We start from the raw sequence: 13400 nt of genomic DNA, 5'->3' as shown, positions 1-13400 counted from the left end.
CCGGTGGAAGATCAGCAGCAGGTCATGGAATTCCGTTTGCCCGATCTCGGAGAGGGATTGACCGACGCGGAATTGGTGTCGTGGTCCGTCGCGGTCGGCGACACCGTGGACCTGAACCAGATCATCGCCGAGGTCGAGACCGCCAAGGCGCAGGTGGCGCTACCGAGCCCGTACGCGGGCCGGGTGCTGGAACTACTGGCGGAACCGGGCGACACCGTGCCGGTCGGCGCGCCGCTCATCCGGATCGGCGTGGCGGTGCGGACCGGTGCCGCCGCGGCGCCGAGCGCCGGTGCGGAGACGAGCGATGAGACCGGCGCGCAGCCCCCCGCAGAACGGCGATCGGTGCTGGTCGGCTACGGCCCCGACAGCGAGCCGGTGTCCCGCCGCGCCGCCCGGGCCGCCGCGAAAACGACTGACGCACCGACCGTTTCGAACCGGCGCGCGATGGGCTCGGACGGCGCCGAGGGACTCGGCAGCTCGGCCCCGGCCGGACGGCCCGCCGCCACCCCCGCCGCCCGGAAACTGGCCCGTGAGATCGGGATCGATCTGGGGGCGGTGATCGGGACCGGGCCGCAGGGCGCGGTCACCGCGGAGGACCTGTACGGGATGCGGCCCGAAGCCCTTGGGACGGGCCACATTCCGATCCACACCCCGCCGCCGCCCGGCACCCTCAGCGCCCTGCCGACGCCGCATGCCGCGCCGGAGGTGCTGCCCATGCATCCGGCGGCCGGACGCTCCGCCCCGGCCGAACGCGAAACCCGCACGCCCATCAGTGGAATCCGCAAGCGCACCGCCGCCGCCATGGTGGCCAGCGCCCAGCACATTCCCCAGGCCAGCGCCTTCGTGACCGCGGATTTCACCGCGTCCATGGAGCTGCTCGAGCACCTGCGGGCCACGCCCAGATTCACCGGCCTGACCCTGACTCCGCTGGCGCTGGTGGCGCGGGCGACGCTGGCGGCGCTGCTCGAGTTCCCCGAGATCAATGCGGCCTGGGACGAACCCAATCAGGAGATCGTCACCAAGCACTACGTGAATCTGGGCATCGCGGTCGCGACCGAACGCGGGCTGCTGGTGCCGAATCTCAAGGACGCGCAGGGGTTCACGCTGCGCGATCTGTGCCTGGAGATCGCCGGGGTGGCCGGCAAGGCGCGGAGCGGCACCGCCACGCCCGCCGACCTGACCGGCGGCACCTTCACCATCACCAATGTCGGTGTCTTCGGCGTGGATACCGGTGTGCCGCTGGTGAATCCGGGCGAGGCGGCCATCCTGTGCCTGGGCTCCATCCGCAAGCGCCCGTGGGTCCATCGCGACGAACTGGCCGTGCGCTGGGTGACCAGCCTGGGGCTCAGCTTCGATCACCGCATGATCGACGGCGAACTGGGCTCGCGCTTTCTGGCGAGCATCGCGGCCCTGCTGGAGGATCCGCTGACCCTGCTCGGCCGGGTCTAGCCCTCCGCGGACGCGGTGACCACCAGCGGCTCGGCCGCCGCGCGGATGACCGCGGGGATCGGCACCGGCTTGCGGGTCTGCTCGTCCACGTAGACGTGGGTGAAGGTGCCGGTGGCGGCCAGCTCCAGGCTGTCGCCGGCGTCGCGGAAGACGGCCAGCTCGTAGTTGATGCTGGAGTTGCCCAGCCGCGCGACCCGGATGCCCACCCGCAGCATGTCCGGGAAGCTGAGCGAGCCGAGGAACGTGCAGGAGGTCTGCGCCACCACGCCGATGGCGTGCAGGTCACGGATATCGGTGCCGGTGGCGCTGATCAGCCAGGCATTCACCGCGGTATCGAAGTACGAGTAGTACGTCACGTTGTTGACGTGACCGTAGTGGTCGTTGTCGGCCCAGCGCGTCGGCACCGGCCAGAGCACCGGGTAGCTCTGTTTCATTTTGCCCTCCGCTTCGCTCCGGGCGGGTTCGCGGCCCTGAAGTCTCGATTCTTCCCTCCCTCCGCTCCTCCGCGGCGCTCCCCCGCTCCGGTCAGTCCAGAATCGAGACGGCCGCGAACCTTCGAGTGAGGGCATGCCGAGAACAAACTCTATCCGCTTGGTCCTGGAGGGCTGTTCGTCAGGCGGAGCGTTCGTCAGGGATGGCGCGGTGGTCCCGGGGGCTGATGCCGTAGTGGCGTTTGAAGGCGGTGGACAGGGCGAAGGCGCTGCCGTAGCCGACCCGGCGGGCGATGGATTCCAGGGTGGCGTCGGATTCGTGCAGCAGGTCGGCGGCCAGGGCCAGCCGCCAGTCGGTGAGGAAGGCCATCGGCGGCTCGCCGACCAGCTCGGTGAACCGGCGGGCCAGGGCGGCCCGGGAGACGCCGACCTCGGCGGCCAGCGACGCCACCGTCCACGGGTGAGCCGGATTGTGCTGCATCAGGCGCAATGCCCGGCCGACCAGCGGATCGCCGTAGGCGTGATACCAGGCGGGCGCGTCGGAACGGGAGAACCAGGCGCGCAGGGCGGCGATGAGCAGCAGATCCAATAGTCGATCCAGCATGACGCTCTGGGCGGGCAGGTCCTTGGCGGCCTCGTCGACCAGCAGATCCAGCACCCGGGCATCGACTTCGCCGCGGCCGAGCACCGCGACCGGCGGCAGCGCCCGCAGCAGGCGGCGGCTGGCCGCCGACTCGTGCTCGTAGGTGCCGGTGACCAGCACGGTCTCGGCGTCGACGCTGGTGCCCCAGCTCCGCACTCCCAGACTCAGTGCCTCGCACAGCACTTCACCCTCCATGGTGGTGGTGATATTGCCGGGTTCGATGAGCACCTGCGGCGGCGTGGCCGGGTCGTCGGCGACGACATAGTGGTCGGGTCCCCGGAAGATGGCGATATCGCCGGTGCGCAGCTGTCGCGGCGGAGTCGGCTTGCCGCCCTTGGGCTCCGGTGTCACCCAGCCGCCGCCGCGCACCACCGCCACCACGGTCAGCGGGGCCTCGTCGCGGATGCGCAGGGACCAGGGCGGGTCGACCGACGAGCGCATCACGAATGCGGCTCGCGCGCGTGGTCCTTCGAGCAGGCTGGCCAACGCATCCATACCGAAGACGATGGCAAATGCCCGTGCGCTTCTCAACCATGTTCGTGCTCGCCGAATCCCTGTGTACTCGATACATGATCATCGAAAACACCTCGAACAGCGCAAACACCGTTCTCGTGCTCGGTGCGACCGGTAAGACCGGGCATCGGGTGGCCGCCCTGCTGGCCGCCCGCGGCGTGCCGGTGCGGGCCGGTTCGCGTACGGCCGCAATCCCGTTCGACTGGACCGACCGCGGCACCTGGGCGGCGGCCCTGGCGGGAGTGGATGCCGTGTACCTGGCCTACCAGCCGGATCTGGCGGTTCCGGGCGCGCCCGCGGATATCAAGGCGTTCTGCGATCAGGCGGTCGCCGCCGGCGTGCGCACGCTGGTGCTGCTGTCCGGTCGCGGCGAGCCCGAGGCGCTGGAATGCGAAGCCATCGTGCGGGATTCGGGCCTGGGGTGGACCGTGGTGCGGTGCGCCTGGTTCGCGCAGAACTTCAGCGAGGGCGCGTTCGCCGATTTCATCCTGGCCGGTGAGGTCGCGCTGCCCGCCGGGGACGTGCCGGAGCCGTTCGTGCACGCGGACGATATCGCCGAGGTGGCGGTGGCGGCGCTGCTCGACGACCGGCACGCCGGACAGGTGTACGAGCTGACCGGCCCGCGCGCGCTCACCTTCGCCGAGGCGGTGGCGGAGATCGGCGCGGCGACCGGGCGGGAGATCGCCTACGTTCCGCTCACCCGAACCGATTTCGTGGCCGCGCTGACCTCCTACGGGGTGCCCGGCGAGGAGATCAGCCTGCTGGACTACCTGTTCGGCACGGTGCTCGACGGGCGGAATGCGCACTTGTCCGACGGGGTGCGGCGGGCGCTGGGCCGGGAGCCGCGCGACTTCGCCGAGTATGTGCGCGAGGTGGCGAGTTCGGGCGCCTGGGCGGTCCCGGCAAGCGCATAACGTGTCGGTGCCCCCGCCTACACTCGATATCAAACAGGTTGTACTGCAGATGATTCGGATCGCAGCCCCGAGCGCCGACGAAGCCGCGAGGGGTTGCGGAAACCAGGGAGATGCCGGGACCACACCCGGTAGCGTCGTACCGATGGCCGCTACGACGCCCGCTCCCCGGATCCGGAAGGCGCGCCTGGCGCTGTTCGCGGTGTTCGGCCTCAATGGGATGCTCTCGGCCGTCTGGATCGTGCACATCCCCGCCGTCACCGGGCGCACCGGCGTGTCACCCACCACCCTGGGCATGCTGATCCTGCTCATGGCGGCCTGCGCCATCCTGGGTATGCAGGCCGCCGGACCCCTGGCGGACCGGCTCGGCAGCCGCACCCTCACCGCCACCGCCGCCACCGTGCTCTCCCTGGCCCTGCTCGGCCCCGCCCACGCCACCTCCCCGTTCACTCTCGGACTGGCCCTGGCCGCCTTCGGTGTCGCCAACGGCGCGATCGACGTCTCCATGAACGCCCAGGCCGTCCACATCGAGCGCGCCTACGCCCGCCCCATCATGTCGGCCTTCCACGCCTTCTTCTCCTGCGGCGGCTTCCTCGGCTCCGCTTTCGGCGCGGCGACCCAGCACGCCCACTGGCCGCTGCACACGACCTTCGCCCTGTCGAGTGCCTTCGGCCTCGCCACCGTGGCCATCGCGATTCCGCGCCTGCTCCCGCCCACCGTCCCCGCGACCCACTCGGTCCCGAATGTGTCGGCGGCCGAAGGCAACCGCACCGACCCTGCGGCGGTCCAGCACTTCGACCCGCGCGCGGATGGCCTGCCCATTCGCGGCGCCGTCGATGACGCCGTGACGCCCGGGACGGAATCGACCCTGTCCCGCGGACTCACCGACGCCGCCGCCATTGCCCCGGCTGGGCGGAACGGCGGGCATCCGAGGCCGGAGTCACCGGCGGGCGCACGGATCGGGCGCACAGTACTGGCGCTCGGGTTGATCGCGTTCGCGCTGCTGATGGCGGAGGGGGTGGCCGCGGATTGGAGTGCGCTGCAGGTGCAGGGGCGGCTCGGGGTGGAGGCGGGGACGGCGGCGCTGGCATTCACCGGGTTCTCGCTGGCCATGACGCTCGGCCGGTTCGGCACGGACCGGGTGAGCGGGCGGTTCGGGCGAGTGGCCATCGTGCGCTGGGGAACGCTGCTGGCGGCCATCGGTTTCGGACTGGTGGTGGCCTCCGGGTGGCTGCCGCTCACGCTGCTGGGGTGGACGTTGTGCGGCATCGGGCTGTCCGGCGGCGTGCCGCAGGTGTTCACCGCCGCCGGGAACCTGGGCTCGCGCACCGCCGCCACCGATATGTCGCGAGTGTTCGGGCTCGGGTATGTGGGCTTGCTGGCCGGGCCCGCGATCATCGGCTGGCTCGACAAGGCCATGCCGCTGACCGCCGCGATGGCGGTGCCGCTGGTGGCAATGCTGTTGTGCGCCTGGGGCGCTCGCGCCGTCGCCGCACCCGCGCGAGCGCCCGCGGGCCGATAGTCGCGGGGTCAGGCGGTGCGGCTGGGCCGGTCTCGCGCGGTCGCGCCGAGGTCGCCGATGACTTCGGCGTGGTCGAGGAAGGCGTCCACCATGCGGTGGTTGAGGACCGAGAGCGCCTGGAGGTCCTCGGTGGTCCAGTCGGTGAGGGCCTCGGCCATCCAGCCGCGCAGGACCTGGCGCACGGCTTCGACGGCGCGCCGGCCGGAGGCGGTGGGGCGGACCCGTTGCGCGCGACGGTCGTCCGGGTCGGGAACGCGCTCGACGTAGCCCGCCTTCTCCAGGCGCTGGATCTGGCGGCTCACGTGCGGGGCCTCCACATCGAGGCGGGTGGCGAGCTCGCCCAGGCGCATGGGTTCGCCGGCGTCGGCGAGCAGCCGCAGCAGCGGGACACTGGCCCGATCCATGGTGAGCCCGCACTGCACCATGGCTTGATCGTGGCGGCGGACCCGGGTCAGCAGATAGGCGACTCGGGCCAGCGCACGCTCCAGTTCCACTATGTGAGCTGCATCAACTTGTTCGGCGGGAGTGGCTTCCGGTCGCGGCATGTGGTTATCTTACGAAACCCATTTACTTAATTTTGGTAAGTAAACCAAAGGATCGCTGCATGACTACGACCGCTGTCGGTCAGGTCGACGGGACCAAACCCGCAGACCACTCGAAGGCCCATCTCGGCCTGACATTGCTCGCGCTGTGCGCGGCCGGCCTGGTCGTGTCACTCCAGCAGACCGTCGTGATTCCGCTACTGCCGCGCTTCATCACTCAGCTGCACACCGACGTCGCCGGTGTCACCTGGCTGTTCACCGCCGCCCTGCTCTCCGGTGCGGTCGCCACCCCGTTGCTCTCCCGCTTCGGGGATATGTACGGCAAGAAGCCCATGGTCATGGTCGCGATGGGCGTGCTGATCGTGGGCTCGGTCATCTGCGCCTTCGCCACCTCGCTGCCGGTCTACATCGTCGGCCGCGCCCTGCAGGGCATCTCCTCCGCCATGATCCCGCTCGCCATCGGCATCATCCGCGACACCTTCCCGCGCGAAAGACTGGTCAGCGCAATCGGAATCGTGTCCGGCACCATGGGCGTCGGCGGCACCATCGGCCTGCTGGCCACCGGCGTCATCGCCGACCACACCACCAACCCGCACCCGGTCTTCTGGCTGACCGCGGGCCTGGGCGTGATCGCCACCGTGCTGATCCAGGTGAGCGCCAAGAACAATGGCGTCCGCCACGGCGGCAAGCCCGACTTCGTCGGCGCCGCACTGCTGGCCGCCCTGCTGGTCTGCCTGCTGCTGGGCATCAGCGAGGGCCCGCGCTGGGGCTGGGGCTCCGGCTCGGTCATCGCGCTGTTCGCCGCCGCCGCGGTGCTCGCCGCCATCTGGGTATTCGTGGAGCTCGAGGTCGAACAGCCGCTGGTGCGCCTGCAGCTGCTGGTCGGACCGCAGTCGCTGTCGGCCAATGTGGCCTCCGCTCTGCTCGGCTTCTCCATGTTCGGCGCGTTCTCGCTGGTATCCAACTTCATTCAGACCCCGGCGGACAAGGTCGGCTACGGTCTGTCCGGGACCGTGCTCTCGGTCGGCCTCTACGGCATCCCGAGCGCGGCGCTGATGACCTTCTTCTCCTTCAACACCGGCCGCATCTCCGCCAAGATCGGTCCGGCCTACACCCTGGCCATCGGCGCAGTCTTCGCCGGTCTGTCCATGGGCTGGCTGGCCGTCTCGCACGATCACCAGTTCGACATGATCATGGCGAATGTGCTGCAGGGCACCGGTTTCGGTATCGGCTACGCGGCACTGGGCACCCTGGCCGTGCAGCACGTGCCGATGAGCGAGAGCGGTATCGCCTCGGGCATCAATTCGCTGGTGCGCACCGCCGGCGGTTCGATCGCCGGCGCGATCACGGGCTCCATCCTTACCGCCCACGTCCTGCACCTCGGCCCGCACGCCGCGGTCCCGACCGAAGGCGCGTACGTCGCCAGCTTCGCGACGCTGGCCATCGGCGCGTTCGGTGCGGCAGCCGTCGCTCTCGGCCACGGCATCCGCCACAAGGGGCACTGACCATCTGTCGGGCAGAAAAGCCCGCGCACGCCGTCGGCGTGCGCGGGCTTTTTCCATGCGGGGACCGCTAGGTCAGCACCTCGGTGCGAGCCCCGTCGACGACAACGACGTGGTCGTCGGTCAGGGCCCAGTGCGGGATTCCCGTGGAGGCGTACTCGCGCACCAGCTTCCGGGACAGCCCCTCGGGATCGGTCGGGGAATCCAGGTGCGGGACGATGCGGTGATCGACCAGACCCAGTCCGTCCCAGCGTGGTTCGACGCCGCAGGCGGTGCGGACCTCGTCCGGGTCGTCGATGGCTTCGATGCCGTGCAGGTCGGGGGTCATGACGCAGGCGCCCGCGCTGTAGCCCGCGTAGACCAGCGCGTCCTGCGCGAGCAGCGTCGTGAGCGCGAGATCGGCTCCGCTGCGGGCGAATTGGGCGCGCAGCACGAAGGTGTTGCCGCCGCGCACCCACACCATCGGGTACTCGCGCAGCCGCTGCTCGACCTCGGCCGGGCGGCCGAGGTAGTCGCGCAGATCCAGCACATCGGGCCGGAAACCCAGCCGGCGCAACGGCACCAGGTCGCTGGTGACCGCACCCTGCCAGGCCGAGGGCCAGGCATCACAGGCATTGGCGATGACCGCCACCGGTCCGGGATCGCCGACCAGTTCGAGCAGCCGCCGCTGGTGCGCGCCGAAACGGTAGCTGGACAGGAACAGTCGCACGGGTCAGATGGTGAAGGCCAGGCTGCGGACCAGGCGGTCGCCGAGGTCGGTGTCGCCGGTGAGGGTGATCTCCCCCGCGTGCGCGTCCGCGGTGGTGCGGCCGCCCCGCAGGCGGGCGAACAGGCCGGAGTCCATGGTCACCACGAGACCCGCCGGGGCGTCGAGGGTTTCCACCAGGCTCGCCCGGCCGCCGTCGACGGCCAGGTGCAGCGTCTGCGGCACCGGACCGGCGAGCTCGAACGTGATACGCGAACCGTCCGGTGCGCCCGCGCCTTTGACCGCGGCCTTGCCCAGCACGGTCAGCAGTTCGGTGAACGCCGCCGCGCCCCGGCTGCCGCCCTCGTCGACGGCCACACCGAGCGCGTCGGCGATATCGTGCTCGTGCATCCAGCAGTCGAACAGGCGGATCCGCATGAATCGGCCGTAGGGGGCCATGCCCACCGGAGTGGGCACGAGTTCGGCCCAGGCCTCGTCGGTGGTCTGCTCCAGCGTCTTCAGCCGACGACCGGTGACGTCCAGAAACCGTTCCAGCAGCTGCGAACCGGCGAGCGGGCGCAGCGAGTCGATCCACTTCTCGTTGAGCGCGCCGATGTCGTTGCGAATATGCCCGCCGGCCACGGCGAGATCGGGGGTCGGCTCGCCCAGCAGGATCGATTCGGTGCCGATCACATGGGCGAGCACATCGAACACGGTCCAGCCCGGCAGTGGTGAGGCCGTGCGCCAGCGGTTCTCGTCCAGGCCGTCCACCAGCCGGGTAAGGGCGTCCCACTGGTCGGACAAGAGAGCCGTGATCTCGGCGCGGTCCGGCACCGTGTCGGTCATGCGGTGGTCTCCCTTTCTTCGTCGGCGAGCCGGTCCAGCCCGGAGCGCAGTGCCGCGGCGGTCCGCTCGGTGTCGTGCGGGCGGCGCAGTACGAAACCCTTGGCGAAGCGCAGGGTGTCGCCGTGGTGGCGCGGGATCACGTGCAGGTGCACGTGGTGAACGGTCTGGAAGGCGGCCTTGCCGTCATTGATCAGCAGGTTGGCGCCGTCGGCCGCGAGGCCGGCGCGGCGCATGGACTTGGCCAGGCGATGGCCGAAGGCGAAAAGCTGTGCGCCCAGGGCCGGGTCGAGTTCGTCGAGATCGGTGGCGTGGCGCTTGGGGATCACCAGGGTGTGCCCGCGGGTGATCGGCCGGATGTCCAGGAATGCCACCAGGGTGTCGTCTTCGAAGATCTTGGCCGCGGGTGCGTCGCCCGCGACGATCCGGCAGAACATGCAGCCACTCACCATGCAGACATTACGGCGTACAAGTGATGTGCGACACCCCCTACACGCCCCCGATGCGGGCACAACCAGCAACGCACCTACCGGTGAGTAGCACGCGGAATTCTTCGCACTTGTCGCCGATCGAACCCCGGTCGAGCATGGAGTTGTCCGGTTTTCTCGCCACACCATGTGACGGGCATCTCCGCTACGCTCACGCCGAACCAGGTACAGTTGCGAGAATTCTCACGAACTTACTACCGAGTAAGTTCGGCCCGCCGTTGGACCGGTGAAGCGGCCCCGACATGAGGGTGACCTGGGCTCACCACGAGAAGGAAGTTTGACTAGTGGACACAACGCAGAGCGCACAGACCGCTGCGCCCCGCGGTGCGCGCGTCGGAGTGGTTCGCGAGACGAACCCGGACGAACGACGCGTCGCATTGGTGCCGAAGATCATCCCGGCCCTGCTGAAGCAGGGCGTCGAGGTGATCGTCGAGGCCGGTGCCGGTCTGGGCGCGTTGATTCCGGACGAGGCGTACATCGAAGCCGGTGCGACGCTGGGTGATCCGTACAGCGCCGAGGTGGTGGTGAAGGTCGCCGCGCCGAACGACAGCGAGATCGCCAAGCTGTCGTCGGGGCAGACGCTGATCGGGTTCCTCGCACCTCGCAACGCCGACAACAAGATCGGTGCGCTGAAGAGCGCGGGCGTGCAGGCCTTTGCGGTGGAAGCCATTCCGCGTATCTCCCGCGCCCAGGTGATGGACGCGCTCTCGTCCCAGGCGAATGTCGCCGGCTACAAGGCCGTGCTGCTGGCCGCGTCGGAGTCCACCCGCTTCTTCCCGATGCTGACCACCGCCGCGGGTACCGTGAAGCCCGCCACCGTGCTGGTGCTCGGCGTGGGTGTCGCCGGTCTGCAGGCTTTGGCGACCGCCAAGCGTCTCGGCGGCCGGACCACCGGTTACGACGTGCGCCCCGAGGTCGCCGACCAGGTGCGCTCGGTGGGTGCGCAGTGGCTGGACCTGGGCATCGACGCCGCCGGTGAGGGCGGTTACGCCCGCGAGCTCACCGACGAGGAGAAGGCCCAGCAGCAGCAGGCCCTCGAGAACGCCATCAAGGGCTTCGACGTGGTCATCACCACCGCGCTGGTGCCCGGCCGCCCGGCCCCGCGCCTGGTGACCGCGGCCGCGGTGCAGGGCATGAAGCCCGGCAGCGTGATCGTGGACCTGGCCGGTGAGACCGGCGGTAACTGCGAGCTGACCGAGCCCGGCAAAACCGTTGTGCGTCACGGCGTCACCATCGCCTCGCCGCTGAACCTGCCGGCCACCATGCCCGAGCACGCCAGCGAGCTGTACTCCAAGAACATCGCCGCCCTGCTCGAACTCATGCTCGAAGACGGTGCGCTGGCACCCGATTTCTCCGATCAGGTGCTGGCGGATTCCTGCGTCACACGCGAGCGAAGCGAGCCGAGCGCTCAGAAGGTGGAAGCCTGATGTACACCCAACTGCTGGCGAATATCGCGATCCTGGTGCTGTCGGGGTTCGTGGGCTTCGCCGTGATCTCCAAGGTGCCCAACACCCTGCACACCCCGCTCATGTCCGGCACCAACGCCATTCACGGCATCGTGGTGCTCGGTGCGCTGGTGGTGTTCGGCAAGGTGCAGCACCCGTCGGTGCTGATGCAGATCATCCTGTTCGTCGCCGTCGTGTTCGGAACCCTGAACGTCATCGGCGGTTTCGTCGTGACCGACCGCATGCTGGGCATGTTCAAGGCGAAGAAGCCTGCTGCGGGTGAAGCGAAGCGAAGCGATGAATCTGTGAAGGCGGGCCGCTGAGCCATGGACAATCTGGTCAATATCCTCTACATCGTCGCGTTCGCGCTGTTCATCTACGGTCTGATGGGCCTGACCGGCCCGAAGACCGCGGTGCGCGGCAACTGGATCGCCGCGACCGGCATGGTCATCGCGGTCGTCGCGACGCTCATCTCCATCCGGCACACCAATAACTGGATCATCATCGTCGCGGGCCTGGTGGTCGGTGTGGGGCTGGGTGTTCCGCCCGCTCGCTTCACCAAGATGACCGCCATGCCGCAGCTGGTCGCCGCGTTCAACGGCGTCGGCGGTGGCACGGTGGCGCTGATCGCCTGGGCCGAATTCCTCGACACCAAGGGCTTTTCCGCGGTGCACGAGCAGCCCACGGTGCACATCGTGATCGCCTCGCTGTTCGCTGCCATCATCGGCTCGGTCTCGTTCTGGGGATCGGTCATCGCCTTCGGCAAGCTGCAGGAGATCCTGCCCGGCAAGCCGATCGGCGTGGGCAAGCTGCAGCAGCCGCTGAACCTGCTGCTGCTGGCCGGCTCGATCGCCGCGGCCGTGGTCATCGGCATCGGCGCGACCGACACCGGCGTGCCGCAGTACTGGATGATCGCGGTGCTGGTGCTGGCCGGCATTCTCGGCCTGATGGTGGTGCTGCCCATCGGTGGCGCCGACATGCCGGTCGTCATCTCGCTGCTCAACGCCCTGACCGGTCTGTCCGCGGCCGCGGCGGGTCTGGCTTTGGACAACACCGCCATGATCGTGGCCGGCATGATCGTCGGCGCGTCCGGCACCATCCTGACCAACCTGATGGCCAAGGCCATGAACCGGTCCATCCCGGCCATCGTCGCCGGTGGATTCGGCGGCGGCGGAACGGCTCCGGGCGCGGGCGGTGCCGGCGAGCAGAAGCAGGCCAAGGCCACCTCCGCCGCGGACGCCGCGATCCAGATGGCCTACGCCAACCAGGTCATCGTGGTCCCCGGTTACGGCATGGCCGTGGCCCAGGCCCAGCACGCGGTCAAGGAGATGGCGGCCCTGCTCGAGGCCAAGGGCGTCGAGGTCAAATACGCCATCCACCCGGTCGCCGGTCGTATGCCCGGCCACATGAACGTGCTGCTGGCCGAGGCCGAGGTCTCCTACGACGCCATGAAGGAAATGGACGACATCAACGGCGAGTTCGCCCGCACCGATGTCGCCCTGGTCATCGGCGCCAACGACGTCACCAACCCGGCCGCCCGCGAGGACGCCTCGTCCCCGATCTACGGCATGCCCGTACTCAACGTCGACCAGGCCAAGAGCGTGATCGTGCTCAAGCGGTCGATGAACTCCGGCTTCGCCGGCATCGACAACCCGCTGTTCTACGCCGACCACACCTCCATGCTCTTCGGCGACGCCAAGAAGTCCGTCGGCGCGGTCACCGAAGAACTGAAGGCGCTGTAGCGGTTTCGTGAAGTACCCCGTTCTTGACCTACAGGTCTAGAACGGGGTACTTTTGCATTCATGGGCCGGCCACGGAGCTTCGACGAAGACGCCGTGGTGGAACGTGCAATGGAGACGTTCTGGACCCATGGCTATGCGAACACCTCTCCCGCCCAGCTCGCGGAAGCCTGCGGAGTCGGAAAAGGCAGTCTGTACAACACCTTCGGAAGCAAGCGGGAGTTGTTCGACCAGTGCTTGGCGCGGTACGACCGGACCGGGGTGGAACTGGCCCGGGAGGTCTTGTCACAGCCGGGGACGACCCGCGAACGACTTCGTGCCTGGATGCGGTGGACCGTCGACAACGATCTGGCGCAGCCGGTCCGCCGGGGGTGCCTGGTGGTGAATACCGCCATGGAGCTCGGCGGGCATGATGCCGAGGCGACCAAGGCGGTGACAGCCGCGCACGCACACCTGGTCGAGGCGTTCGTCGAGCGCATCGAGCAGGGCAAGCGCGACGGCGATGTCCCGACGCCCCTCGACGCCCTGGCCTACAGCGAGTTCCTGATGAATACCATTGGCGGCCTTCGCATCATGGCCAAGATCGCGGACGCGGAGACGCTGTACCGCATTATCGACACCGCACTGACCACCCTCTGACCGACTCACGGGCCGCATCCGGCGGCCCTTTCCTTTACCCCAGTTTTT

The 13400-nt window shown here is 69.1% G+C and carries 14 protein-coding genes; 8 read left to right on the top strand and 6 right to left on the bottom strand.

Annotated elements, in window-relative coordinates; translation table 11 throughout:
- Positions 1-3: 3 nt before the first annotated feature.
- Positions 4-1449, top strand: coding sequence for a dihydrolipoamide acetyltransferase family protein (locus ACFXKA_RS31950; protein WP_379430143.1), 1446 nt, complete (start codon positions 4-6; stop codon positions 1447-1449).
- On the opposite strand, the gene ACFXKA_RS31945 is transcribed toward ACFXKA_RS31950, so the two are convergent.
- Together ACFXKA_RS31945 and ACFXKA_RS31940 are read right to left on the bottom strand one after the other, a co-directional pair.
- Positions 1446-1883 (bottom strand): acyl-CoA thioesterase, encoded by a 438-nt coding sequence (locus ACFXKA_RS31945; protein WP_379430142.1) that lies wholly within the window; start codon positions 1881-1883, stop codon positions 1446-1448. The genes ACFXKA_RS31950 and ACFXKA_RS31945 overlap by 4 nt on opposite strands.
- Positions 1884-2061: 178 nt before the next feature.
- On the bottom strand, positions 2062-3018 hold the full coding sequence (locus ACFXKA_RS31940) for a cupin domain-containing protein (protein WP_379430141.1): 957 nt from the start codon (positions 3016-3018) through the stop codon (positions 2062-2064).
- 74 nt (positions 3019-3092) lie between these two features.
- Between ACFXKA_RS31940 and ACFXKA_RS31935 the strand changes: the two genes are divergently transcribed.
- On the top strand, positions 3093-3950 hold the full coding sequence (locus ACFXKA_RS31935) for an NAD(P)H-binding protein (RefSeq protein WP_379430140.1): 858 nt from the start codon (positions 3093-3095) through the stop codon (positions 3948-3950).
- A 142-nt stretch (positions 3951-4092) separates the two neighbouring features.
- The gene (locus ACFXKA_RS31930; RefSeq protein ID WP_379430139.1) at positions 4093-5469 is read left to right on the top strand and encodes an MFS transporter; all 1377 of its coding nucleotides are present in this window, start codon (positions 4093-4095) and stop codon (positions 5467-5469) included.
- 8 nt (positions 5470-5477) lie between these two features.
- Here ACFXKA_RS31930 and ACFXKA_RS31925 read toward each other — a convergent pair whose 3' ends face one another.
- Positions 5478-6014 carry a MarR family winged helix-turn-helix transcriptional regulator gene (locus ACFXKA_RS31925; protein ID WP_379430138.1) on the bottom strand — a complete coding sequence of 179 codons (537 nt, stop codon included), beginning with the start codon at positions 6012-6014 and terminating at the stop codon, positions 5478-5480.
- A 59-nt stretch (positions 6015-6073) separates the two neighbouring features.
- On the opposite strand from ACFXKA_RS31925, the gene ACFXKA_RS31920 reads away from it, so the two are divergent.
- On the top strand, positions 6074-7516 hold the full coding sequence (locus ACFXKA_RS31920) for an MFS transporter (RefSeq protein WP_354849400.1): 1443 nt from the start codon (positions 6074-6076) through the stop codon (positions 7514-7516).
- Between the two features lie 67 nt (positions 7517-7583).
- Here the strand turns inward: ACFXKA_RS31920 and ACFXKA_RS31915 are convergent, their stop codons facing one another.
- Genes ACFXKA_RS31915 through ACFXKA_RS31905 form a run of 3 tightly spaced genes read right to left on the bottom strand, consistent with a single transcriptional unit; the run spans position 7584 to position 9490 of the window.
- Positions 7584-8222 carry a Type 1 glutamine amidotransferase-like domain-containing protein gene (locus ACFXKA_RS31915; RefSeq protein WP_379430137.1) on the bottom strand — a complete coding sequence of 213 codons (639 nt, stop codon included), beginning with the start codon at positions 8220-8222 and terminating at the stop codon, positions 7584-7586.
- A gap of 3 nt (positions 8223-8225) precedes the next feature.
- Positions 8226-9044: a maleylpyruvate isomerase family mycothiol-dependent enzyme gene (locus ACFXKA_RS31910; RefSeq protein ID WP_379430136.1), complete on the bottom strand. Its 819-nt coding sequence runs from the start codon at positions 9042-9044 to the stop codon at positions 8226-8228.
- Positions 9041-9490 carry an HIT family protein gene (locus ACFXKA_RS31905; RefSeq protein ID WP_354849392.1) on the bottom strand — a complete coding sequence of 150 codons (450 nt, stop codon included), beginning with the start codon at positions 9488-9490 and terminating at the stop codon, positions 9041-9043. Before ACFXKA_RS31905 ends, ACFXKA_RS31910 begins: the two co-directional genes overlap by 4 nt.
- 323 nt (positions 9491-9813) lie before the next feature.
- Between ACFXKA_RS31905 and ACFXKA_RS31900 the strand changes: the two genes are divergently transcribed.
- Genes ACFXKA_RS31900 through ACFXKA_RS31885 form a run of 4 tightly spaced genes read left to right on the top strand, consistent with a single transcriptional unit; the run spans position 9814 to position 13352 of the window.
- Positions 9814-10956 (top strand): Re/Si-specific NAD(P)(+) transhydrogenase subunit alpha, encoded by a 1143-nt coding sequence (locus tag ACFXKA_RS31900; protein WP_379430135.1) that lies wholly within the window; start codon positions 9814-9816, stop codon positions 10954-10956.
- Complete coding sequence (locus ACFXKA_RS31895; protein ID WP_040855936.1) at positions 10956-11297, top strand: NAD(P) transhydrogenase subunit alpha; 342 nt, start codon at positions 10956-10958, stop codon at positions 11295-11297. Before ACFXKA_RS31900 ends, ACFXKA_RS31895 begins: the two co-directional genes overlap by 1 nt.
- A 3-nt stretch (positions 11298-11300) precedes the next feature.
- The gene (locus ACFXKA_RS31890) at positions 11301-12716 is read left to right on the top strand and encodes an NAD(P)(+) transhydrogenase (Re/Si-specific) subunit beta (protein ID WP_379430134.1); all 1416 of its coding nucleotides are present in this window, start codon (positions 11301-11303) and stop codon (positions 12714-12716) included.
- Positions 12717-12776: 60 nt separating this feature from the next.
- Positions 12777-13352: a TetR/AcrR family transcriptional regulator gene (locus ACFXKA_RS31885; RefSeq protein ID WP_379430133.1), complete on the top strand. Its 576-nt coding sequence runs from the start codon at positions 12777-12779 to the stop codon at positions 13350-13352.
- The last annotated feature ends 48 nt before the right edge of the window (positions 13353-13400 follow it).

Origin of the sequence: Nocardia sp. NPDC059228, assembly GCF_042754245.1 — a bacterium.
Taxonomy (GTDB): Bacteria; Actinomycetota; Actinomycetes; order Mycobacteriales; family Mycobacteriaceae; genus Nocardia.
This window is presented reverse-complemented; position numbering and strand designations above follow the sequence as displayed.

What these genes read in the sequence shown, in the direction of transcription:
- ACFXKA_RS31945 (WP_379430142.1), bottom strand. Translation starts at nt 1,883, where the DNA reads ATGAAACAGAGCTACCCGGTGCTCTGGCCGGTGCCGACGCGCTGGGCC.
- ACFXKA_RS31940 (WP_379430141.1), bottom strand. Translation starts at nt 3,018, where the DNA reads ATGGATGCGTTGGCCAGCCTGCTCGAAGGACCACGCGCGCGAGCCGCA.
- ACFXKA_RS31935 (WP_379430140.1), top strand. Translation starts at nt 3,093, where the DNA reads ATGATCATCGAAAACACCTCGAACAGCGCAAACACCGTTCTCGTGCTC.
- ACFXKA_RS31930 (WP_379430139.1), top strand. Translation starts at nt 4,093, where the DNA reads ATGGCCGCTACGACGCCCGCTCCCCGGATCCGGAAGGCGCGCCTGGCG.
- ACFXKA_RS31925 (WP_379430138.1), bottom strand. Translation starts at nt 6,014, where the DNA reads ATGCCGCGACCGGAAGCCACTCCCGCCGAACAAGTTGATGCAGCTCAC.
- ACFXKA_RS31920 (WP_354849400.1), top strand. Translation starts at nt 6,074, where the DNA reads ATGACTACGACCGCTGTCGGTCAGGTCGACGGGACCAAACCCGCAGAC.
- ACFXKA_RS31910 (WP_379430136.1), bottom strand. Translation starts at nt 9,044, where the DNA reads ATGACCGACACGGTGCCGGACCGCGCCGAGATCACGGCTCTCTTGTCC.
- ACFXKA_RS31895 (WP_040855936.1), top strand. Translation starts at nt 10,956, where the DNA reads ATGTACACCCAACTGCTGGCGAATATCGCGATCCTGGTGCTGTCGGGG.
- ACFXKA_RS31890 (WP_379430134.1), top strand. Translation starts at nt 11,301, where the DNA reads ATGGACAATCTGGTCAATATCCTCTACATCGTCGCGTTCGCGCTGTTC.
- ACFXKA_RS31885 (WP_379430133.1), top strand. Translation starts at nt 12,777, where the DNA reads ATGGGCCGGCCACGGAGCTTCGACGAAGACGCCGTGGTGGAACGTGCA.